General features: G+C 61.8%; 21 protein-coding genes, 1 tRNA gene and 1 pseudogene. 9 read left to right on the forward strand and 14 right to left on the reverse strand.

Features of this window, described 5'->3' with window-relative positions:
- Window positions 1-179 precede the first annotated feature (179 nt).
- Window positions 180-1,115 carry an RNA polymerase sigma factor RpoH gene (gene rpoH, locus PQQ96_RS18790; RefSeq protein ID WP_408294802.1) on the reverse strand — a complete coding sequence of 312 codons (936 nt, stop codon included), beginning with the start codon at window positions 1,113-1,115 and terminating at the stop codon, window positions 180-182.
- 362 nt (window positions 1,116-1,477) lie between these two features.
- Between rpoH and PQQ96_RS18795 the strand changes: the two genes are divergently transcribed.
- Complete coding sequence (locus tag PQQ96_RS18795) at window positions 1,478-2,041, forward strand: acyloxyacyl hydrolase (RefSeq protein WP_408294805.1); 564 nt, start codon at window positions 1,478-1,480, stop codon at window positions 2,039-2,041.
- A gap of 43 nt (window positions 2,042-2,084) precedes the next feature.
- Window positions 2,085-2,468 carry a nuclear transport factor 2 family protein gene (locus PQQ96_RS18800; protein ID WP_408294808.1) on the forward strand — a complete coding sequence of 128 codons (384 nt, stop codon included), beginning with the start codon at window positions 2,085-2,087 and terminating at the stop codon, window positions 2,466-2,468.
- Window positions 2,469-2,726: 258 nt separating this feature from the next.
- Here PQQ96_RS18800 and PQQ96_RS18805 read toward each other — a convergent pair.
- Together PQQ96_RS18805 and ybiB are read right to left on the reverse strand one after the other, a co-directional pair.
- Window positions 2,727-3,716: pseudogene (locus PQQ96_RS18805) on the reverse strand (2-isopropylmalate synthase); the annotation flags it as partial.
- Window positions 3,717-4,069: 353 nt separating this feature from the next.
- The gene (ybiB, locus tag PQQ96_RS18810; RefSeq protein ID WP_408294811.1) at window positions 4,070-5,041 is read right to left on the reverse strand and encodes a DNA-binding protein YbiB; all 972 of its coding nucleotides are present in this window, start codon (window positions 5,039-5,041) and stop codon (window positions 4,070-4,072) included.
- 237 nt (window positions 5,042-5,278) lie between these two features.
- Between ybiB and PQQ96_RS18815 the strand changes: the two genes are divergently transcribed.
- Entirely contained in the window at window positions 5,279-5,977 is a 699-nt protein-coding gene (locus PQQ96_RS18815) for a fumarylacetoacetate hydrolase family protein (protein WP_408294814.1), read from the forward strand.
- 25 nt (window positions 5,978-6,002) lie between these two features.
- Window positions 6,003-6,647, forward strand: a complete 645-nt coding sequence (gene maiA, locus PQQ96_RS18820; protein ID WP_408294817.1) for a maleylacetoacetate isomerase — start codon at window positions 6,003-6,005, stop codon at window positions 6,645-6,647.
- Window positions 6,648-6,722: 75 nt separating this feature from the next.
- Here the strand turns inward: maiA and ftsY are convergent, their stop codons facing one another.
- Window positions 6,723-7,889: a signal recognition particle-docking protein FtsY gene (ftsY, locus tag PQQ96_RS18825; RefSeq protein WP_408294820.1), complete on the reverse strand. Its 1,167-nt coding sequence runs from the start codon at window positions 7,887-7,889 to the stop codon at window positions 6,723-6,725.
- 240 nt (window positions 7,890-8,129) lie between these two features.
- Between ftsY and rsmD the strand changes: the two genes are divergently transcribed.
- From rsmD to PQQ96_RS18840, 3 genes are all read left to right on the forward strand, one after another.
- A complete protein-coding gene (rsmD, locus tag PQQ96_RS18830) occupies window positions 8,130-8,744 on the forward strand; it encodes a 16S rRNA (guanine(966)-N(2))-methyltransferase RsmD (RefSeq protein ID WP_408294823.1) in 615 nt (204 codons plus the stop codon).
- Window positions 8,745-8,855: 111 nt separating this feature from the next.
- Window positions 8,856-9,371: a pantetheine-phosphate adenylyltransferase gene (coaD, locus tag PQQ96_RS18835; protein WP_408294826.1), complete on the forward strand. Its 516-nt coding sequence runs from the start codon at window positions 8,856-8,858 to the stop codon at window positions 9,369-9,371.
- 63 nt (window positions 9,372-9,434) lie between these two features.
- Window positions 9,435-9,692: a YfhL family 4Fe-4S dicluster ferredoxin gene (locus PQQ96_RS18840; RefSeq protein WP_408294829.1), complete on the forward strand. Its 258-nt coding sequence runs from the start codon at window positions 9,435-9,437 to the stop codon at window positions 9,690-9,692.
- Window positions 9,693-9,786: 94 nt separating this feature from the next.
- Here the strand turns inward: PQQ96_RS18840 and hisC are convergent, their stop codons facing one another.
- The 8 genes from hisC to PQQ96_RS18880 form a co-directional block, all read right to left on the reverse strand.
- Entirely contained in the window at window positions 9,787-10,866 is a 1,080-nt protein-coding gene (hisC, locus tag PQQ96_RS18845; protein WP_408294832.1) for a histidinol-phosphate transaminase, read from the reverse strand.
- A 51-nt stretch (window positions 10,867-10,917) separates the two neighbouring features.
- Window positions 10,918-11,523 carry an aminoacyl-tRNA hydrolase gene (gene pth, locus PQQ96_RS18850; protein ID WP_408294835.1) on the reverse strand — a complete coding sequence of 202 codons (606 nt, stop codon included), beginning with the start codon at window positions 11,521-11,523 and terminating at the stop codon, window positions 10,918-10,920.
- A 142-nt stretch (window positions 11,524-11,665) separates the two neighbouring features.
- Window positions 11,666-12,289, reverse strand: a complete 624-nt coding sequence (locus tag PQQ96_RS18855) for a 50S ribosomal protein L25/general stress protein Ctc (RefSeq protein WP_408294838.1) — start codon at window positions 12,287-12,289, stop codon at window positions 11,666-11,668.
- A 164-nt stretch (window positions 12,290-12,453) separates the two neighbouring features.
- Window positions 12,454-13,410, reverse strand: coding sequence for a ribose-phosphate pyrophosphokinase (locus PQQ96_RS18860; RefSeq protein WP_074285517.1), 957 nt, complete (start codon window positions 13,408-13,410; stop codon window positions 12,454-12,456).
- A 45-nt stretch (window positions 13,411-13,455) separates the two neighbouring features.
- Window positions 13,456-13,532 (reverse strand) — tRNA-Gln (locus PQQ96_RS18865).
- Between the two features lie 51 nt (window positions 13,533-13,583).
- The gene (gene ispE, locus PQQ96_RS18870) at window positions 13,584-14,465 is read right to left on the reverse strand and encodes a 4-(cytidine 5'-diphospho)-2-C-methyl-D-erythritol kinase (protein ID WP_408294842.1); all 882 of its coding nucleotides are present in this window, start codon (window positions 14,463-14,465) and stop codon (window positions 13,584-13,586) included.
- Window positions 14,466-14,530: 65 nt separating this feature from the next.
- Window positions 14,531-15,163, reverse strand: a complete 633-nt coding sequence (gene lolB / locus PQQ96_RS18875) for a lipoprotein insertase outer membrane protein LolB (protein WP_408294845.1) — start codon at window positions 15,161-15,163, stop codon at window positions 14,531-14,533.
- Entirely contained in the window at window positions 15,163-17,004 is a 1,842-nt protein-coding gene (locus PQQ96_RS18880; protein WP_408294848.1) for a tetratricopeptide repeat protein, read from the reverse strand. The genes lolB and PQQ96_RS18880 overlap by 1 nt, the downstream gene beginning before the upstream one ends.
- An 87-nt stretch (window positions 17,005-17,091) precedes the next feature.
- Between PQQ96_RS18880 and mutM the strand changes: the two genes are divergently transcribed.
- Window positions 17,092-17,922 carry a bifunctional DNA-formamidopyrimidine glycosylase/DNA-(apurinic or apyrimidinic site) lyase gene (gene mutM / locus PQQ96_RS18885; RefSeq protein WP_074285513.1) on the forward strand — a complete coding sequence of 277 codons (831 nt, stop codon included), beginning with the start codon at window positions 17,092-17,094 and terminating at the stop codon, window positions 17,920-17,922.
- Between the two features lie 7 nt (window positions 17,923-17,929).
- Window positions 17,930-19,045 (forward strand): A/G-specific adenine glycosylase, encoded by a 1,116-nt coding sequence (gene mutY, locus PQQ96_RS18890; protein ID WP_408294851.1) that lies wholly within the window; start codon window positions 17,930-17,932, stop codon window positions 19,043-19,045.
- Between the two features lie 27 nt (window positions 19,046-19,072).
- Here the strand turns inward: mutY and PQQ96_RS18895 are convergent, their stop codons facing one another.
- Together PQQ96_RS18895 and rapZ are read right to left on the reverse strand one after the other, a co-directional pair.
- A complete protein-coding gene (locus PQQ96_RS18895; protein WP_408294854.1) occupies window positions 19,073-19,705 on the reverse strand; it encodes an LON peptidase substrate-binding domain-containing protein in 633 nt (210 codons plus the stop codon).
- 39 nt (window positions 19,706-19,744) lie between these two features.
- Window positions 19,745-20,638 (reverse strand): RNase adapter RapZ, encoded by an 894-nt coding sequence (gene rapZ / locus PQQ96_RS18900; protein WP_408294857.1) that lies wholly within the window; start codon window positions 20,636-20,638, stop codon window positions 19,745-19,747.
- Window positions 20,639-20,701: the final 63 nt, after the last annotated feature.

A 20,701-nucleotide genomic window follows, 5' to 3' on the forward strand; every position in this document is an offset into this window, starting at 1 on the left:
GTGATACGTCAAGAAACACGTGTTTGGCGGACATGTTCTTAAGTGAGTGCGTATGCGTCTCGGATTGAGTGCATGCGGTGTCCAGTGGGCACAAAAAAGCCCTGCCTTCTTTCGAGGGCAGGGCTCTGCAACTCAACAGCGCGCGCCGGACGAGCCGGCGCGAATCAAGGTTTTAAGTGTTACGCATACTCGGTCAACGCACCGCGCATTTTCTTCATTGCGCTCGCTTCGATCTGGCGAATACGTTCAGCCGACACGCCGAATTCGTCAGCCAGTTCGTGCAGTGTCGAGCCACCCGAACCGTCGTCTTCCACCTTCAGCCAGCGTGCCTCGATGATGCGGCGGCTGCGGGCGTCCAGTGCTTCCAGTGCGCTCGCAATGCCGTCGCTTTGCAGCTTGTCGCGCTGACGCGAAGCCAGCACGGCAGTCGGCTCGCTATGCGAGTCGGCGAGGTAGGCGATCGGCGCGTACGACTCTTCGCCGTCTTCGACCTGGCCTTCCAGCGCGATATCGCCGCCGGACAAGCGCGTTTCCATCTCGGCCACTTCTTCGCGTTTCACGTTCAGCTCTTTGGCGAGACCTTCGATCTCGTCCGGCGTGAATGCGCCCAGGCCCTGCTTGTGACTGCGCAGATTGAAGAACAGCTTGCGCTGCGCTTTGGTGGTGGCGACCTTCACCATCCGCCAGTTGCGCAGAATGTATTCGTGGATCTCAGCCTTGATCCAGTGCATGGCGTACGACACGAGGCGTACGTTCTGCTCCGGGTCGAAGCGCTTCACGGCCTTCATGAGGCCGATATTGCCTTCCTGGATCAGGTCGGCGTGCGGCAGTCCGTAACCAAGATAATTGCGTGCGATCGATACGACCAGCCGCAGGTGCGACAGGACGAGACGGCGCGCGGACTCAAGGTTGTCCTGCTCGCGAAATTCGGTGGCGAACTGGCGTTCTTCCCCCGGCGTCAGCATCGGAATCCGATTTACGGCCTGGATGTAGGCGTCGATATTGCCCAGTTGACCGGGCAACAGCGAGGAATGCGAGAGCGCCAGCGCACCTGCCGAAGCGGCCTTAGCCGACGACGGGCTCAAAGTACTCGGAAGGGTCATTGCATGGCTCACGTAGGAAACTCCTTTGGAATCAGACAAAAGCGTATTCAGGTAAACGACTCCAGCGTTGGATGTTAGCACTCTGATTTGTCGAGTGCTAATACTTAGAGGCCGTAGGGGCATCCAAGTTCCGCATTTTCCTATTGAAATTTAGGTTTTGATAGCCATGGAGGCTGCTGCGCAGCATCGTACTTTGGACGTAGAACTTACCTGACAAATCGCCTTCATTCTCATAAGTGACCGATATTTTCTAATTTCGAAGTGACTAATTGCAAAGAATTAGATTTCTTCATACGATCCACCAAATTAGGATTGTCATTAGAATAAGCGGGACAGCTATCCGCTGATCAACGTTCGACTAGCTCGAGTGTGCGATGAAGAACAAAAATAATCCTTTGCGTGGTCTGGCTCTAAAAGTCGCCTTGGCGACCGTTCTGTTCGGCGCTGCGGGATTGGCCGCAGCCGATCAGTTCGGGGTGCAGGTCGCCGCCGGTGTGGCGGATCACCACGCAAAAAAACTCGATCTCGGCCTGGTCTGGGATCCGGATCTGACGTGGTGGCAAATCGGCGTTTGGCATTTCGCGCTGATCGGCGAAGCGCACGCGGCCTGGTGGCATACCAACGAAGGAAACGTCCACGACGACATCGGCGAATTCGGTGTGACGCCGATCATCCGCTTCATCAAGGGCTCGGGGTCGATTCGCCCTTTTATTGAAGCGGGCGCAGGCATCCGCGTGCTATCGAGTCCCAGAATCTCTTCTGACTTCACGTTCGCCACAGCGTTCCAGTTCAGCCCCATGGCAGGCGTCGGCGTGCAGCTCGGCGAGCGTCAGCAGTATCAGGTGGGCTACCGCTTCCAGCATATTTCCAATGGCGGTATCAAAGAGCCCAATCCTGGTATAAATTTCCAGCAGCTATATTTGCAATATAACTTCTGACGACCGTGGCCACGTTCGGCTCACCGGTGCAAGGGGCTGAGCAATGGCGGCAAAGATAATCGAAGCGATTCGCGGGCTCGAGCGGGAGCGCTTTCGTGCGATGGTCGACGGCGACGGGCAGTCGCTCGATACGCTGCTCGCGGACAACGTGAGCTATGTCCATACGAACGGCAAGCGCGAAACGAAGCGGCAGTTCATCGACGGCATTACCGCGGGGCGCCGCCGCTATCGGCAGATTGAGGTGCAGTCGCAAGAGGTGCTGCCTGTCGGGCCGGAGACCTGCGTCGTCACTGGCCGCGCGCTGATCGAAATGGAAGCAAACAACGGAGCGTTGCTGTTTCCGATCGCGTACACGGCGATTCATACCCAGGAGGACGGGCAATGGCGTCTGATCGCCTGGCAGGCGACGCGTTGCGCGATCGAGTGAGCCTTTTGAGCTCACGCCGTGGCGCCAGTCGCGCTCGACGAGCGCCTTGTGAGCGCCCGGACGGCACGAGCAGGCGGGGTGCGCCGCTCGTGCTGACATTGCCCCCTGCCGGGTTCCGGTTGGGCGGGTTTTAATGGCGTCGCGCTGTCACGGGCGCGGCTCCAGACCGCGGGGTTCAACTCCAGCCCCGCTTCAAATCGCTCAAGCCCCTCAAGCCGCCACGCGCTGCAGATCCTCATTGCTCCACACCCGCCGCTCCACTGCATCACCCGCATACGGATGCCGCGGATGCACCGGAATCTGGTTGCAGCGCTCCACCACGCGCCGCACTGCGTCAATATCGGAGAAATCGAGGCCCGTATCGACGCCCTGTGCGTAAAGGTTCATCGCGACCGTCACGAGGTCCACATTGCCGGTGCGCTCGCCGTTGCCGAACAGACATCCTTCGACGCGATCCGCGCCGGCCAGCAGCGCCAGTTCCGTCGCGGCTACCGCCGTGCCGCGATCGTTATGCGGATGCACCGACAGCACGATACTGTCGCGATAGCCGAGATTGCGGTCCATCCATTCGATCTGGTCGGCGAACACGTTGGGCGTCGCGGCCTCGACGCTCGCGGGCAGGTTGACGATCATCTTGTGATCGCGCGTGGGCCGCCACGTCTGTGCAACGGCGTCGCATACCTCGCGCGCGTACGGAAGCTCGGTCGTGTTGAAGGTTTCGGGCGAATACTGGAACGTCCAGTGCGTATCGGGCCGCGCCTGCGCGTGTTGCTTGATGAGGCGCGTGCCTTCCACCGCCAGCGCCTTGATTTCGTCCTTCGACTGCTTGAAGACGATCTTGCGAAACGACGGGCAGATCGCGTTGTACAGGTGCACGATGGCGCGCGGCGCGCCCTCCAGCGACTCGAACGTGCGCGCAATCAGGTCCGGGCGCGACGGCACGAACACTTCGATCGTCACGTCGTCGGGAATGCGCTTTTCCTCGATCAGCTTCCGGACGAAATCGAAGCCGGTTTGCGAGGCAGACGGGAAACCGACTTCGATTTGCTTGAAGCCGATTGCTACCAGCATCTCGAAGAATTCGAGCTTTTGCGCGGGATTCATCGGCTCGATCAGCGCCTGATTGCCATCACGCAGATCGGTGCTCATCCAGATCGGCGCCTGGTTGATCGTGCGGCTCGGCCATTTGCGCCCGGTGAGGCGCACGGTGGGGAAGGGGCGGTATTTTTCAGCGGGATTACGCAACATGAAATTGACCCTCGCGCTTCGTCCGACGGGTAAACGGACGAATGCAAACGACTACAGGTTGTGAAGGACTACGGTCGGGGGTGAAACGGGAACGGCGGAACTGCTTTGGGGACCGCGCTTTGGGCAACTAGCTGGGGTGATTCAGGCTGCCAACGCGCGGCGCTACGTCTGACTTACGCTAGACGTAGCGATAGGGGCCGCGCTAGGCGGCCGAAGGTAATTCGGAGGGTGTTCGGAAGGGAACGCATAGGTCTAATGTATGACGGCTCGCTGCGGCGTGTCAACCCGCAGCCGTCATATTCGGCGCGTGAGTGCGACGCCGCAGGCGCTGCGTTGCGCTCACGCCGCGCCTGTTACCCGGCCGTTTTCGCGACATCGACGATCAGCTCCACCTGCCGTTCGATCGCGCTCGGCACGGGCGCTTCGCCGCGCAGCACAGCGTCGATCCACGCGGCCGTGGTGGGGGCGTCGCGCGCTTCAGGCAAGTCGACTTCAGGCGCGTCGGGCGATGAGCGCTCGTGTGGTACGCGCGTTTCGCAGATGCCGTCGTGCAGCCAATCGACTTGCACCTGGCGCCGCGTGTCGGCCACCGCTTCGCCTTCGGTGCCGCGCGCGAGCAGGGCGCCACCCTCCGCGGCGTCCGGGTGCGTGTTGAACAATTGCGTGAGACTGTCACGATACGGCGGATGCGTGTAGTTCACGAGCCGCAGCCCCGCGGGCGCGAACGGCTGCAGGATTTTCACGAGCGTATGCGTGGAATTGCGCACGCCCATTCGTCGACGCAGCGAGAGAAGGCGCGCGAGCTTCGGCGCGAGGACGTCGATTGGCGCGAACGCAAGACGCCGTTCGGCGAGACCGTCTTCGATATCGGCGTGCGATTGTGCGTGCGGGATCTGCAGGTGCGTGAAGATTTCAGCGCTCGTCACGCGACCTGGATCTTCGGTGACGCCATGCACCAGCACCGGCACCCCCTCGCGTGCCAGCAACAGCGCGAGCAGCGGCACCAGGTTGGGCTGTTTGCGCGCGCCGTTGTACGTGGGTATCGACACGGGCCGGAACGCCGCGTGCGGCAAATGAATTGGTTCGAACGATGCATGCGCGCCGGCCAGCATGGCGGCGAGTTCGTCGGCGGTTTCGCCCTTCACCCGATAGGCGAGCAGCACCGCGCCGAGTTCGAGATCGGATACGCGGCCGTCGAGTATGGCGGCGTAGAGCGCACGCGTATCTTCGGCGGTCAGCGCGCGGGCGCCGTTCGGGCCGCGGCCGATTTCCTTGATGTAGCGGGCACAGGGGAAAGGATTGGCGGTGTCAGCGGAGTCAGTCATCGGGCGCAGGGGGACGGGGTAGCCTGGTGCCTGGGGCAGTCGGCGATGCTATTCAAAGGACGCTTGTCGGTGTGAGTATCGCATCTATAGCGATCCGGCGGTCCGGCGAGACGATCCGCGCCGCCACTGCCGGCCGCGCGCGCCTGCGCCGATCCGCTGCGCCGCGCCTGGCTGCGCGTTACACTCAACGTTTTATTGCCGCGCGGGCGCGGCACAATTCAGAAAACGGAGAACGGGATGAGTTACGTATTTGCACCCGCACCGGTAGTCGCGGTGCCGGTCGTGGGGTCCAGCGAGCAGTTCGCGGTGCGTCGCATCTACTGTGTGGGCCGCAACTACGAGGCGCACGCGCGCGAGATGGGGCACGATCCCGACCGTGAACCGCCGTTCTTCTTTGCCAAGCCGGCCGACGCCATGCTGTATGTCGCGCCTGGTGCGACCGGCGAATTTCCCTATCCGTCGCTGTCGAAGAACGTTCACTTCGAGATGGAACTGGTGGCGGCGATCGGCAAGGGCGGCAAGAACATTCCGGTCGAAAGCGCGCTCGACCACGTGTACGGCTATGCGCTCGGTCTCGACATGACGCGCAGGGATCTGCAGGCCGAAGCGAAGAAGCTGGGCCGTCCGTGGGATACCGCGAAGGGTTTCGATCATTCGGCGCCGCTCGGCCCGATCCATCCGGTCACGACGGTTGGCCACGTCGGCAAGGGCGCGATCTGGTTGTCGGTGAACGGCGAGGAAAAACAGAACTCGGACGTGTCGCAACTGATCTGGTCGATAGCCGAGACAATCGCCTATCTGTCGACGCTGTTCGAACTGCAACCAGGCGATCTGATTTTCACCGGCACGCCGGAAGGTGTCGGCGCGGTGGTGCAGGGCGATCTCATGAAGGGTGGCGTGGACGGGCTCGGCGAGCTCAGCGTACGCGTTGTCTGAAGCGCGGTTGGGGGAGACACATAACATGAAGCTTTACAGCTATTTCCGGAGCTCGGCGTCCTATCGCGTGCGCATCGCGCTGAACGTGAAAAATCTGCCGTACGACTATGTACCGGTGCACCTTGTGCGCGACGGCGGCGAGCAGTTGAAGCCCGAGTACCGCAAGGTGAACGTGGACGGCATCGTGCCCACGTTCGTCGACGGCAACGAAGTGATGCCGCAGTCGCTCGCGATCATCGAGTATCTGGAGGAAACGCATCCGCAGCCGCCGCTCCTGCCCGGAACGCCTGCCGACCGCGCGTATATACGCTCGGTAGCGTTGCAGGTGGCGTGCGAGATTCATCCGCTGAACAATCTGCGCGTGCTGAAGTACCTGAAACACACGCTGTGTGTCGACAACGACGCGAAAGACGCGTGGTACAGGCATTGGGTCGAAGCGGGTTTTGGGACGCTCGAGGCGCATCTGGCGGGCGATTCGCGCACTGGCAAGCTGTGCTTTGGCGACACCCCGACATTGGCCGACGCCTGTCTGATTCCGCAAGTGTTCAACGCACAGCGCTTCAACGTCGACACGGCGAAGTTTCCGACGATTCAGCGCATCTACGATCACGCAATGCAGCTCGACGCGTTCGCTCGTGCGGCGCCTGCTGCGCAGCCCGACGCGGAATGATGCAGTGGTTTGAATGAAAAAAGGGCGTTCGGAAGAGCGCCCTTTTTGCTTGTTCTGCGACGAACGTTGCCGTGCTCAACCGCCCAGCAATGCATCCGAAAATTCTTCCGCGCTGAAAGGCTGCAAATCCTCGACCTTCTCGCCGACGCCGATGAAGTACACCGGAATCGGACGCTGCCGTGCGATCGCAGCGAGAATGCCGCCCTTCGCCGTGCCGTCGAGTTTGGTGACGATCAGGCCGGTGAGGCCGAGCGCGTCGTCGAAGGCTTTCACTTGCGCGAGACCATTCTGGCCGGTGTTCGCATCGATCACCAGCAGCACCTCATGCGGCGCGCCATCTTGCGCTTTGCCGATCACGCGCTTCACCTTGCGCAGTTCTTCCATCAGATGAAGCTGGGTCGGCAGACGGCCGGCGGTGTCCGCCATCATGACGTCGATCTTGCGCGCACGCGCGGCGCCAACCGCATCGTAAATCACGGCTGCCGGGTCGCCGCTTTCCTGCGACACCACCGTCACGTTGTTGCGCTGGCCCCAGATTGCGAGTTGCTCGCGCGCGGCGGCGCGGAAAGTGTCGCCCGCAGCCAGCAGCACCGACTGATCGAAGCTCTGCAGATGTTTGGCGAGCTTGCCGATGCTGGTGGTTTTGCCCGCACCGTTGACGCCCGCGATCATCACGACCAGCGGTTGCGCGTGGCCGAGCATCAGCGATTTTTCCAGCGGCTTGAGCAGGTCGATCAGCAGCGTGCGCAGCGCCGCTTTTACCTGCTGCGGATCGGTGAGGCGCTCGGTGCGCACTTTCTCGCGCAGCGATTCGAGCAGGAACTCGGTGGCTTCGACGCCCGCATCCGACATCAGCAGCGCGGTTTCGAGTTCTTCGTAGAGATCCTCGTCGATCTTCGTGCCGACGAAAATGCCAGTCAGGCTCGAACTCGTTTTCGATAGACCGGTCTTCAGGCGAGTGAGCCACGAACGCTTCGCGCTCGCGTCCTGCGTGGGCGGCGGGACGATTTCGACGGTTTCGAGGGTGGGTGCTTCGGGTTCGACTTCGTTTGTGGACGCCGCGGCAGCCGGCTGCGTATCGACGCTAATGGGAGCCACCGGACGCGGCGCCGACGGCGCGACGGGCGCTGCCGGTGCCTCTACGGCGGGTTGGGGCGCCAAGGCTTCCGGCGCCGTCTGCGATTCTTCTGGCGCGTTATCGGACTCTTTCGAACCCTTGAATCGTTTGAAAAAGCTGAACATGATCTGGCGTGGTGAGAGCGCGCGCCGATGCGCGCAGCCGGGACAAGCCCATGGGAGCGGCAGGCAGCGTTGCGATGCGGGATGCAAGGCGCTGGAAGCCGCACATTTTATCAGGCGCGCCGCCGCCCGTCGTATTGGCCGAACGGCCAGGCTGGACGCCGTGCGCCCCTGTGGTAACGTTGGCGCTCCAGTCCGCGCGCATCGGCGTCGCGGGCGCCCCTATAACGTACTCGAAACTGCATGCCCCGTTCTGCTCCTTCACGCGCCCATGGCGCTTCGTCCAAAGGCGGCAAAGCGCACGCCATCCGCATCATCGGCGGCGACTGGAAGCGCACGCCGCTGCCCGTGCTCGACCTCGACGGCCTACGCCCCACGCCCGACCGCGTACGCGAAACGCTGTTCAACTGGCTCGGCCAACGGCTGGACGGCCAGCGCTGCCTCGATCTGTTCGCCGGCAGTGGCGCGCTCGGCTTCGAGGCCGCCTCGCGCGGCGCGGCGCGGGTGTTGATGGTCGAGCGCAATGCCCGGGCGGCCAGCCAACTGCGGGCGAACCAGGAACGCCTGTCGGCACGTACGATCGAAATCGCGGAAGCCGACGGCTTGCGCCTCGCTGCGAGTCTCGCGCCGGGATCGTTCGACGTGGTTTTCCTCGATCCGCCGTTCGGCGACGATCTGCTCGACAAGGCGCTCGCGCTGGCTGTGCCGCTGTTGAGCCCCGAGGGTTTTCTGTACGTGGAAGCCGGTGCTGCGCTCGAGCTCGATGGGAGCGAGACGCTCGCCGGCTGGGAAATCGTGCGGCAAGGCAAAGCGGGCGCTGTCCACTTTCATTTGCTGCAGCGCGAAAATAAGGAATAATGCGCGTTCCAAAACAAGCAGCGGACGGGTACCGTCACGCGTGCGGTCGGTGCCAAATGCGTCGTGTGGACGCTTTGACGTGCCCATTTGTCTGAAGAGAGGAGAAGTCTCATGGTAGTCGCCGTGTACCCGGGCACGTTCGACCCGCTGACGCGCGGTCACGAAGACCTCGTTCGACGCGCGTCGAGCATTTTCGACACGCTGGTGGTGGGCGTTGCCGATAGCCGCAACAAGAAGCCGTTCTTCACGCTGGAAGAGCGTCTTGACATCGCTCACGAAGTACTCGGGCACTACCCGAACGTTCAGGTGATGAGCTTCAAAGGGCTATTGAAGGACTTTGTCCGCAGCAATAACGCGCGGGTGATCGTGCGCGGCCTGCGTGCGGTGTCGGACTTCGAATATGAGTTCCAGATGGCCGGCATGAACCGCTATTTGCTGCCGGACGTCGAAACCATGTTCATGACGCCGTCCGATCAATACCAGTTCATTTCGGGCACCATCGTGCGTGAAATCGCGCAGTTGGGCGGCGACGTCAGCAAGTTCGTGTTCCCGTCGGTCGAAAAACGGCTGAAGGAGAAGGTTGCTGCAATGGATTCGAACGACCGTGCGTCGGCGGGGCAACCGTAACCGGCGTAAACTGTCGGTTTGACGGATCAAAGCTGGCTCCGGCTGGCGTGAAGTGAGAGAAGTATGGCCTTGATGATTACCGACGAGTGCATCAATTGCGACGTGTGCGAGCCCGAGTGCCCGAACGACGCGATTTCGATGGGCCCGGAAATCTACGTGATCGACCCAAAGAAATGTACCGAGTGTGTCGGCCATTTCGACGAGCCCCAGTGTATTCAGGTGTGCCCGGTCGAGTGCATTCCGCGCGACCCTGAGCATCTGGAGACGGCGGAAGGTCTGATGGCGAAGTACCACGCGCTGCAGGCAGTGAAGGGCGCGTGAGCGTTGAATGATGTTGGAAAACGGCGAGGCGTCTGCCTCGCCGTTTTCTTTTGCGTCAACGCCTGGTGATGAGCGCGCGCGGTGATCCCGATCGTTATCCGACGTAAGCGCTGAAGATGTCGTGCAGCGCCCCCAACAGCGTGTCGCATTCGGCGTCGGTGCCGACCGAGATGCGCAGATGCTGGTCGATTCGCGCCGCCTTGAAGTGGCGCACGAAGATTTCCTTTTCCCTTAGCCGCGCCACGAGCGCCGCTGCGTCGTAGCCTTCGTGGCGTGCGAACAGCAGATTTGCCGCCGACGGCACCACCTCGAAGCCCAGCGCCGTCAAGCCTGCCGCCAGCCGCTCACGGCTCGCAATCACTTTGGCGCAGTTGTCGCGGAACCATGCATCGTCCTCGTATGCAGCGACGGCCGCCACTTGCGCGAGACGATCCAGCGGATACGAGTTGAAGCTGTCCTTCACCCGGTTCAGCGCATCGATCAGTTCCGGATTGCCGAACGCGAAGCCGACACGCATGCCGGCCAGCGAACGCGACTTCGATACCGTTTGAATGACCAGCAGGTTGGGATAGCGGTCGATCAGCGTAATGGCCGATTCAGCGCCGAAATCGACATAGGCTTCATCGATGACCACAACCGATTCGGTGTTTCTCGCCAGCAGACGCTCGATATCGGCGAGCGGCAGCGGTCGTCCAGTCGGTGCGTTCGGGTTCGGGAACAGCACGCCGCCGTTAGGCGCTGTGTAGTCGTCGACATGGATGGCGAAGCTGTCGTCGAGCGCGATGGTCCGATAGTCGAGTTCAAAGAGCCGCGCGTAGGTCGGGTAGAAGCTGTAGGTGATATCCGGGAACAGCAACGGTTTATCGTGCTTCAGCAATGCCTGGAAGGTGAGCGCGAGCACTTCGTCCGAGCCGTTTCCCGCGAACACCTGCTCCGCGCGAATGCCGTGGTACGCGGCGACCGTTTCGCGCAACTTGCGCGCGGTCGGGTCGGGATAGCGTCGCAGCGACTCGCCCGCGCCGCCCAGTTCCTTCTGAATCGCTTCCAGCACGCGCGGCGACGGCGGATAAGGATTCTCGTTAGTGTTCAGCTTCACCGGATGCGCGACCACGGGCTGCTCGCCCGGCACATACGGCGTCAGACCGTGAACGATGTCACTCCAGTAGCGGCTCAAGCGATTCTCCTGTCGATGCGATACGGCGATACCGGGGCGGGCAGGGTGCGCTCAGGGATTATTGCGATGCAGTTGCATCGTTGCCCGTTCAAGCTCGCCCTGGATGATCTGCGGCATCACGGCCAAAGCACGTTCGATCGACGCATCGATCACGTCTTGCTCTTCCCGCCGCGGCGGCTTCAGCACGTAATTGGCGACGTCCGGCTTGGCGCCGGCGCGCGCGCTTTCGGGAATCAGGTCGCGCGGATGACCGATGCCGATCCGCAGCCGCCAATACTGTTGCGAAGACAGATGCGCAGTGATGTCCTTCAGCCCGTTGTGCCCGCCGCTGCCGCCACCGAGCTTCAGCTTGGCGCTGCCGGGCGGCATATCGAGTTCGTCGTGTGCGACCAGAATTTCGTCCGGAAGAATCTTGAAGAACTGCGCGACCGCCACGACCGACTGCCCCGAGCGGTTCATATACGTCTGCGGTTCCAGCAGATGCACTTCTTCACCGTGAAGTCGGGCTTTCGCGTAGAAGCCGTGGAAGCGCCGCTCGTCGCGCAGTGTCGCGCCTGCTTCGCGCGCCAGTTGATCGACCAGCCAGAAGCCGGCGTTGTGGCGCGTCGCAGTGTATTCAGCGCCCGGATTGCCGAGCCCGACGATCAGCTTGATCATGATTGCGTAGGTCCATCTGGCCCGGGCGTCGAACGCGGCCGAGCCGAAAAAAACCGAAAAAAAACCCGCCGGGGCGAACCTCGGCGGGTCACATCGACCGTTTCACAGAAACGGATCGAGAGGATTGCTCGCGCAGTGCAGCTTAAGCAGCCGGCTTTTCGCCTTCGCCTGCAGCAGCAGCGGCGTCGCCTTCAGCGATTGCGCCAGCCGGGATCGTTGCCAATGCGACGACCGGGTTTTCTGCTTCAACGTGAGCAACCAGTGCCACGCCTGCCGGCAGGACGATGTCCTTGGCGTGCAGCGAGTGGCCTGCTTCGATCTTCACCAGGTCGACTTCGACGAATTCCGGCAGTGCCGACGGCAGGCACTCGATTTCGATTTCGTTGAGGACGTGCGAGATCACCGCGCCCGACTGCTTCACTGCCGGGTTGGTTTCCTGGTTCAGGAAGTGCAGCGGCACCTTGGTGTGCAGCTTCTTCTTCGCGTCGACACGTTGGAAGTCCACGTGAAGCACGAGCTGACGGAACGGGTGGTATTGCACGTCGCGCAGCAGAACCTGTTGCGACTTGCCTGCCACTTCCAGTTCGAGGATCGACGAGTGGAAAACTTCTTTCTTCAGCGCGTGCCACAGTGCGTTGTGGTCCAGTTCGACCAATTGCGTTTCAGCACCAGCGCCATATACGATACCCGGGGTCTTGCCCGAGATACGCAGGCGGCGGCTCGCACCCGTACCTTGCAAAGAACGCTCGAAAGCGACTACTTTCATCTTGAATCTCCAATGCACTGCCCGCGACCAGGCAGTAAAAACGGGGCCTCCAAGCCGTTATGGCTGAGGCCCCAGAGCGATGGCACGAACCTTCGTTCGTTCATGCCAATTGTGCAAAAGCTCAGCGTGCGGTACTGCAACGCGCGCTGCGCCTTCGCAAATACTTAACTTTCAGCGAACAGCGACATCACCGAATCGCCGCGGCGAATCCGCGAGAACGTTTCGGCGAGCAGGCCGGCGCTGGTCAGCGAACGGATCTTGGCGCACGAGCGCGCTTCTTCGCCGAGCGGGATCGTATCGGTGACAACGAGTTCGTCGAGTGCGGAAGCTGCAATACGCTCGCCTGCACCGCCCGACAGCACCGGGTGGGTGGCGTAAGCGAACACCTGCTTCGCACCGCGTTCCTTCAAAACCTGCGCTGCCTTGCAAAGCGTGCCTGCGGTGTCGACCATGTCGTCCATGATCACGCAGGTGCGGCCTTCAACTTCACCGATGATGTTCATCACTTCGGCAACGTTCGCCTTCGGGCGGCGTTTGTCGATGATCGCGAGATCGCAATTCAGTTGCTTGGCCAATGCACGGGCACGCACCACGCCGCCGACGTCCGGCGAAACGACCAGCAGGTTCTCGTAGTTCTGCTTGCGCAGATCGCCGAGCAATACGGGCGTAGCGTAGATATTGTCGACCGGGATGTCGAAGAAGCCTTGAATCTGGTCGGCGTGCAGATCCATCGTAATGATCCGCTCGACGCCGGCGATTTCCAGCATGTTCGCCACGATCTTCGCCGAGATGGCGACGCGCGCCGAACGCGGGCGTCGATCTTGACGGGCATAACCGAAATAGGGGATGGCTGCGGTGATCCGGCCAGCGGATGCGCGCTTGAGCGCATCGACCATGATCATCAGTTCCATCAGATTGTCATTCGCCGGCGCGCAGGTGGACTGCAGGACGAAGACATCCTTGCCACGCACGTTTTCCTGAATCTCGACCTGGATTTCACCGTCTGAGAAACGGCTAACCATTGCTTTGCCGAGGGGAATACCGAGGATATTGACGACTTCCTGTGCAAGCGCGGGATTTGCGTTGCCAGTAAAAACCATCAGGCCGTCATGGCTGCTCATCGTGCACCTACTTCAGGCTGGGGGCGAGGGGAATGCGAGAAATTTTGGCAGGGGAGGAAGGAGTCGAACCTTCGAATGCCGGAATCAAAATCCGGTGCCTTAACCAACTTGGCGACTCCCCTACACTAACTTTGAGCTTCACCGAACGAGGGAACGTTCGACGAGGCAAAACTTTATGACGCGAAAGTAAGGAGTGGATGCTGATCGAGACCTGCAGTCACTGCGCTGCTCCATTCGGCTGGCAGTTTGGCTTGCGCCGCTTCTGCTTCAGCTTTACTACGGAACGCTGCAAATACACTTGCACCTGATCCAGACATCCGCGCTGGTGCGATGTTTTCAAACCACCGCAGCACTTGCGCTACTTCCGCGTATTTTCCCACGACAACCTGCTGCATGTCATTCCGGCCGAAACTTTCTGGCCATTCAGTGTTGCAGCTAAGTTCTGCAGGAAAGTCCGTAATTATGAGGGGTTTCGAATCTCTTGTCAACGCTTTTTCGGAAAAAATCGCTGCAGTTGGAACCTGAACCCCCGGCGTCACTACTAGGAAATGGCGCGGCGGCAATTGTACAACGACTAAAGCTTCTCCGACACCCTCTGCGAACGCATTTTTCCCAAAAATAAAAAATGGCACGTCGGCACCGAGCTTCAAGGCCAACTCTTGCAGTTCCAGACGCGGCAAATCGAGCTTCCAGAGACGGTTTAGCGCGAGCAGCGTGGTGGCCGCGTCCGAACTGCCGCCGCCGAGGCCCGCACCCATCGGCAGACGCTTGTCGATTTCGATATCGACACCCGCGGGCGAGCCCGTATGCGCCTTCAGAAGCTTTGCTGCGCGCACGGTGAGGTCGTGTTCCGGCGGCACGTCGGCAATCTCGGTGCTGCGCGTGATGAGCCCGTCGTCGCGCCGCTTGAAATGCAGCGTGTCGCCCCAGTCGAGCAACTGGAATACGGTCTGCAGCGTGTGATAGCCGTCCGGCCGGCGGCCGGTGATGTGCAGGAAGAGGTTGAGTTTCGCTGGCGCGAGACAATCGCGCAGTGAATCGGTCGTTTCAATCATGAGTCAGGGCTACATGCGCCATAGCGGCGCCGAAGAAGCGGCAAGAGTTGTGCGAACAGGCGCGACTACTGATCCAGCACGAGCTTGATGTTGATCGGCGGTACCGAACGGGTCAGGTTCACGCGCTTCACGCCGGTGGCCGGGGCATCGGCATAGGCCAGGTAGTCGATCGTCCAGCCGTCCTGCGTGATCTGCTTCAGACGCGAGGGCTGCTCCGCATCCTGCTCGGTCCTGGCGCGCGAAGTCGGCGCCGGCGAAGGCTGTAGCCAGTAGCGCAGCCCTTCGACCGGCAGCGCGAAGCCGAGTGCGTTCTGCATCAGCGTGGAGACGTTGTCGGCGGTGAGCGGTTGGCGGTTCGGCAGTTCGAGCGTGGCGGAAGCCGGCGACGAAGTCACGATCGCGAGTGTCTGGCCGAGCGGATTGCGCAATTGCAATGTGACCGTGTCACCCGTTTCCTGCCAGCTGAAGTTGCCATAGGCGTTGCGCTGCTGGCCGTTCTGATCGTCGTACTGGATCGCGAAACGGCCTTGATAAGCACGCGTGGTCTGCGCTGTGACGGACGTCGCCGCGTTCGACGTGGACGGCCCCTGCGGCTTCACCGATGCACAACCGGCCAACGCGACAACCGCTGCCGCTACGAATCCGAGCGCCACGCCACGCGGCGCCCGGGGATAGGAGATCAAGCGGGAAAGACGCATCAAAGATCGTTTACCTGAAGACGTTGCAGCGTTTTGACTAGCGTGTCGTTGTCCGGTTCGAGCTTGCGCGCGTCGCGGAAAGCGGCGCGAGCCTGATCCTGCGCGCCGGTTTTCCACAACACTTCGCCGAGGTGTGCGCCGATTTCGGCGTTCGGCTGGAGGTCGTACGCTTTGCGCAGCAACTTGATTGCATCCGACGTATCACCCATCCGGTATTTGACCCAGCCGACGCTGTCCATGATGAACGCATCATTCGGCGCCAGCGACGAGGCCTTTTCGATCAGCTTGTCCGCTTCCGCAAGGCGCTGATTGCGATCGGCCAGCGAATAACCGAGCGCGTTGTACGCCTGCGGGTTGTCTGGCTGCGTCTGGATCAGCTTGCGCAGTTGCGCTTCCATGATGTCGTAATGGCCGTTCTTTTCGGCGGACATCGCGTAGTCGTAGGTGAGATCGGGATCGTCGGGGAAGTTGGCGGTAGCGTCCTGCAGGCGCGCTTCCGCCTCCGGGTAGCGCTTCGCGTCGAACAGAATGGCCGCGTCGGTGCGTGCAATCAGTGCCTGGTCGCGTGGATCGGGCGCCTGCAGACCGGCCAGCAGCTTGCGCGCGTCTTCGGTCTTGCCCTGCTTGGCGAGCAATTGCGCACGCGTGATCTGCGCCGGCACGTATTGCTGGCTCGCGGGCGAAATCTTGTTTAACCAGTCGCTCGCCGCCGCGTCGTTCTTCTGTTCGAGCGACAGTTGCGCAAGATAGATATACGCCTGGCCCGGATCGGCGCCCGGCGTTTTTTCAGCTTGCTGCGCATACTGCGTGAGGTAGGTCTGCGCGTCGTTGAAATTCTTCTGCTGGATCTTGATCAGCGCGAGTGCCATCAACGGCGTGAGGTCACTCGCGTTGTTCTTGTGCATGACCTCGAACTGCTTCTGCGCGTCGTCCAGACGGTCGCTCGCGAGATACATCTGGGCGAGTGCGAGACGCGCGTCATGCGATTTCGGATTCTGCTGCACGTACTTTTCGAGCGATGCGATGCCTTCCGCGCGCTCTTCCGGACCCATCTGCGACAGCGTCAGCGCGGCCGGCAAATAGTCCGGCTTGAGCGTGAGCGCCTGTTCGAGCGACTTGCGCGCGCCCGGCGCGTCGTCCGAAACGAGCTGCTGGCGCGCGATGGCCAGTTGCGCTTCCGGCCGGTTCAGGTCGTTCTTCAGCAGGTCTTGCAGCACATGCAAGCCGCCGATCCGGTTCGGACCGCGCGAGAGCAGCAGTTGTAGCGCCAAAATCGCGCTGCCGCGATTGTCGGCGGGCACTTTCGCGAGTTCACGGGCGAGGATCGGCGAGGCGTCGTCGGGCTTGCCGGACAGCACGAGCAGAGACGCGTCGAGTTGTGCGGCGCGTTCCGAATCGGGCGCATACTGCTGCCACAATTGCGCGGCGGCCAACGCGTCCGACGGGCTTTGCGCGGCCAGCGCGATCTCCGTGGCGCGTTGCGCCATGCGCGGATCGTGCGTGTCGCGCGCAAGCGCGAGGTAGGTCTGGTAGGCGGGCGCGGGCTGGTCGCGTTGCAAGGCGACTTCAGCGGCGAGCACCTGGAATACGATCTGGCTGGACAGCGGCACGCCCGGCAGAGATTTCTGGTCTTCTGCCGTCGCCGGGCCGAGTGGGTCCGGCAGGGTGACGGATGTGTCATCCGAGTCTGGCGATGGGTCCTGCGCGTGCGCGGGCACGGCAGCCAGGGCCCAGACGGCGAGCGCGGCGGCACCGAGCATGCGGCGAGCGGACACGGCGTGCGGCACGCGGGATGCGCTAGCCGGGCGCTTCGAAAACAGCTTCACGAAGGACAAGTTCATGGAAATCCGTTCAATGTTTCGGACGATTGTAACGCGCTCGCTACAATACGCGCACAACCAACGACGCAAGTTGCAGACCAGTTAGACATGCCAGAGTTGCCAGAAGTTGAGGTTACCCGAAGGGGAATTGAACCGTATGTGTCCGGCCGCAAGGTTGAACGCGTCGATGTACGCACGCCCGCGCTGCGTTGGCCGATTCCGGCGGACCTTGCGAAAACCTTGCGCGGCAGCGTGGTGCGCAAGGTTGAGCGGCGCGGCAAGTATCTGCTGTTCGAAATCGACGCCGGCTGGTTCATTGTGCATCTGGGCATGACCGGCACGCTGCGTGTGCTGCGCCATGTGCCGCAGCCACCGGCCGCAGCAAAACACGATCACATCGACTGGATTTTCGACGAATTCATTTTGCGCTATCGCGATCCGCGGCGTTTCGGCGCGGTGCTGTGGCACCCGCGCGAAGCCGGTGACGTGCTCGAGCATCCGCTGCTCGCGGGCCTTGGTGTCGAGCCGTTTTCGCCGGCATTCTCCGGCGCGTTGATGCACCGGCTCACGCGGGGGCGCAAGGTGTCGGTGAAGCAGGCGTTGCTGGCGGGGGAGATCGTGGTCGGCGTGGGCAATATCTATGCATCCGAAAGCCTCTTTCGTGCAGGTATCCGGCCCACCACCGCGGCGGGCCGCGTTTCGCTCGTGCGCTACGATTTGCTGGCGGACGCGGTACGCATTACGCTCGCTGCAGCGATCGAAAAGGGCGGCAGCACGCTGCGCGATTTCGTCGGCAGTGATGGCGAAAGCGGTTACTTCCAGCTCGACTATTTCGTCTATGATCGCGCGGGGCTGCCATGCCGCGTGTGTGGAACGCCGATCAAACAGATCGTGCAGGGGCAGCGTTCTACGTACTTCTGTCCCACCTGTCAGCGCTAAATTTTCGATGCCTTCTCGTCTAAGCCCGTCTGTCCCGTCCGCTGCGCCTGCTTTTCCCGTCATGTCTGATTTTTCCGCGCGGCTGATTGCGTGGCAGCGCCAGCATGGCCGGCATGACCTGCCATGGCAGAACACGCGCGATCCGTATCGCATCTGGCTGTCGGAAATCATGCTGCAGCAGACCCAGGTATCGACGGTGATTCCGTACTACGCAAAGTTTCTTGCGCGTTGTCCGGATGTTGCCTCGCTCGCCGCCGCGCCGGCAGACGACGTGATGGCATTGTGGGCCGGGCTCGGCTATTACTCGCGCGCACGCAATCTGCACCGCTGCGCGCAGGTGGTGGTCGAGCAGCATGGCGGCGCGTTTCCTGCGTCGGCCGACGAGTTGGCGGAATTGCCGGGCATCGGCCGCTCGACGGCGGCGGCGATCGCCTCTTTCGCGTTCGGCGCGCGCGCGACGATTCTCGACGGCAATGTGAAGCGCGTGCTGGCGCGGGTTTTCGGTGTCGAAGGTTTTCCGGGTGAAAAGAAAGTCGAGAACGCGATGTGGACGCTGGCGGAATCGTTGCTGCCGTCCAACGCAACGGACGACGACGTCAGTGCGTACACGCAAGGTCTGATGGACCTCGGCGCAACGTTGTGCGTGCGCGGCAAGCCGGACTGCCTGCGCTGCCCGTTCGCCCCCGACTGCGTCGCCAACGTGACCGGACGTCAACGCGTGCTGCCCACGGCACGACCGAAGAAAGCGGTGCCGACACGCCGCACGTGGATGCTGGTGCTGCGCGACGGTAACGCCGTGATGCTGGAAAAGCGTCCGCCGTCAGGCATCTGGGGCGGCTTGTGGAGCCTGCCCGAAGCGGCCGACGAAGCCGCGCTCGCCGAGCGTGCGCGCGCCTTCGGTGGCGACGGAGCGGTCTCGCCGCTCGCGCCGCTTACGCACGTCTTTACGCATTTCAAGCTGGATATCGAGCCGCGGCTCGCTGAACTGGATCGCGGTGTGGGCGCATTTGCCGCGGCAGGCGACGCGGATACCGCATGGGTCGCATTAAGCGATCTCGACTCGTTCGGTGTGCCCGCACCAGTGCGCAAACTACTGGATAGTCTGCAGGGCTCGCTGATCTAGCCAACTCCGGGCAAAAAGCACGTCAAATCAAAGCAGTTGATGCTGCTGCATGTAGTGGTGAACCACGTCGATTCGCGCGCCGGCGTCCTGCAATTCCATCAGCTTTTGCCTTGCACGAAGGGCGATCGGCAACACTTCCGCGAGACGGTTCGACACCCATGACGGATCTTCCAGTCTGAACGGTTCCGCGAACGGCAGGCTGTCCGGGTCGCGTTCGCGGATCGTTGCGATGATACGTTCGAGCACTTCCGCACATGCGCCGAATTTGGCCAGTTGCTCATTGCCTTCGAGCGGTATGTCTTCGCCGAGCGGCTCGGCCATGCCGACCAGCAAGCCGCTACTCTCCACACGATGCGACAGCAGGCGAAATCGCCGTGTGCCGCGCGCGCGAATCAGTAGCATGCCGAAGGCTTCGACATCGCACTCTTCGATTTCGGCGAGACAGCCAATTGCTTCGGGCACCGAAGGCTCTTCTTCGCGCGCCACTTCCGCGCCGCTTTTCAGCAGACACACGCCGAACGGCGTTTTTTCGCGCAGACAGTCACGCGCCATATCAAGGTAGCGCGCTTCGAAGATTTTCAGCGGCAGTAGTCCGTCGGGGAACAACACCGTATGCAGCGGAAACAGCGGCACATCGGCAAGCACAGTAGAAGAAGGCATGGCGCAACGCTTCGAGTTGAGGCCGCGCGATGCGGCCGGTTAAGCCACTAACTTCGATGATTCGTCGGCATTCACCGGCGTATCGCGGTGCCGCACAATGACATTTGCTGAAGCTGCGAGACGCGCGGCGAGCGTCTCCGCAATGAACACCGAGCGGTGCTGGCCGCCGGTGCAACCGATCGCGACCGTCAGATAACTGCGGTTGTCGTCACGGAAATGCGGCAGCCATTTGGCGAGAAACTTTTCGATGTCGTCGATCATTTCATGCACGACCGGTAGCGCATCGAGAAAGTCGATCACCGGTTGGTCGAGGCCTGTGAGCGCCCGCAATTCATGATCGTAGTACGGGTTCGGCAGCGTGCGTACGTCGAAAACAAAATCGGCGTCGAGCGGCACGCCGCGTTTAAAGCCGAAGGACTCGAACATCAGCACGAGCCCCGCATCTTCCTGTTCGATGAAGCGTTTGACCCACGCGCGCAGCACATTCGCGCGCAGATTGCTGGTGTCGATCTGATGGCCGAATTCGGCGAGGCCCGCCACGAGTTCGCGTTCACGTTCGATCGCTTCGGCGAGCGACGTCAACAAGCCGACGTCTGCATCGTGCGCGGTGGAACCAGACAGCGGATGGCGGCGGCGCGTTTCGGAGAAGCGTTGAATCAGCGACTGCGTGCTCGCGTTCAGGAAGAGTACGCGCACGTCGTGGGCGCGCGACAGGTCGCGGATCATCGCGGGCATTTCGTCGAGCGAAGCGCTCGAGCGCGCGTCGATGGCGACCGCGAGGCGTTCATGGCCGTCGTCGGCGAGGAAGCTGGCCAGTTGCGGCAAAAAACGCGGCGGCAGATTGTCGACGCAGTAATAGCCTGCGTCTTCAAGCGCGTTCAGGGCAACTGACTTGCCGGAGCCGGAAATACCGGTGATCAGAATTATGCGCATGGAATCGTGAAATCCGTACATTTCATCATAGCATCTGGTCCCCGTGCGCGGGCCGCCGCAGCT

The organism is Paraburkholderia sediminicola (genome assembly GCF_046027825.1).
GTDB lineage: Bacteria > Pseudomonadota > Gammaproteobacteria > Burkholderiales > Burkholderiaceae > Paraburkholderia > Paraburkholderia sediminicola_D.

Coding starts and splice junctions, on each gene's coding strand:
- coaD (WP_408294826.1), top strand. CDS start 8,856: ATGGTAGTCGCCGTGTACCCGGGCACGTTCGACCCGCTGACGCGCGGT.
- PQQ96_RS18895 (WP_408294854.1), bottom strand. CDS start 19,705: ATGCCTTCTTCTACTGTGCTTGCCGATGTGCCGCTGTTTCCGCTGCAT.
- pth (WP_408294835.1), bottom strand. CDS start 11,523: ATGATCAAGCTGATCGTCGGGCTCGGCAATCCGGGCGCTGAATACACT.
- PQQ96_RS18840 (WP_408294829.1), top strand. CDS start 9,435: ATGGCCTTGATGATTACCGACGAGTGCATCAATTGCGACGTGTGCGAG.
- mutM (WP_074285513.1), top strand. CDS start 17,092: ATGCCAGAGTTGCCAGAAGTTGAGGTTACCCGAAGGGGAATTGAACCG.
- PQQ96_RS18795 (WP_408294805.1), top strand. CDS start 1,478: ATGAAGAACAAAAATAATCCTTTGCGTGGTCTGGCTCTAAAAGTCGCC.
- PQQ96_RS18880 (WP_408294848.1), bottom strand. CDS start 17,004: ATGAACTTGTCCTTCGTGAAGCTGTTTTCGAAGCGCCCGGCTAGCGCA.
- PQQ96_RS18800 (WP_408294808.1), top strand. CDS start 2,085: ATGGCGGCAAAGATAATCGAAGCGATTCGCGGGCTCGAGCGGGAGCGC.
- PQQ96_RS18815 (WP_408294814.1), top strand. CDS start 5,279: ATGAGTTACGTATTTGCACCCGCACCGGTAGTCGCGGTGCCGGTCGTG.
- ybiB (WP_408294811.1), bottom strand. CDS start 5,041: ATGACTGACTCCGCTGACACCGCCAATCCTTTCCCCTGTGCCCGCTAC.
- maiA (WP_408294817.1), top strand. CDS start 6,003: ATGAAGCTTTACAGCTATTTCCGGAGCTCGGCGTCCTATCGCGTGCGC.
- PQQ96_RS18860 (WP_074285517.1), bottom strand. CDS start 13,410: ATGAGCAGCCATGACGGCCTGATGGTTTTTACTGGCAACGCAAATCCC.
- lolB (WP_408294845.1), bottom strand. CDS start 15,163: ATGCGTCTTTCCCGCTTGATCTCCTATCCCCGGGCGCCGCGTGGCGTG.
- rsmD (WP_408294823.1), top strand. CDS start 8,130: ATGCCCCGTTCTGCTCCTTCACGCGCCCATGGCGCTTCGTCCAAAGGC.
- ftsY (WP_408294820.1), bottom strand. CDS start 7,889: ATGTTCAGCTTTTTCAAACGATTCAAGGGTTCGAAAGAGTCCGATAAC.
- PQQ96_RS18855 (WP_408294838.1), bottom strand. CDS start 12,289: ATGAAAGTAGTCGCTTTCGAGCGTTCTTTGCAAGGTACGGGTGCGAGC.
- rapZ (WP_408294857.1), bottom strand. CDS start 20,638: ATGCGCATAATTCTGATCACCGGTATTTCCGGCTCCGGCAAGTCAGTT.
- mutY (WP_408294851.1), top strand. CDS start 17,930: ATGCCTTCTCGTCTAAGCCCGTCTGTCCCGTCCGCTGCGCCTGCTTTT.
- ispE (WP_408294842.1), bottom strand. CDS start 14,465: ATGATTGAAACGACCGATTCACTGCGCGATTGTCTCGCGCCAGCGAAA.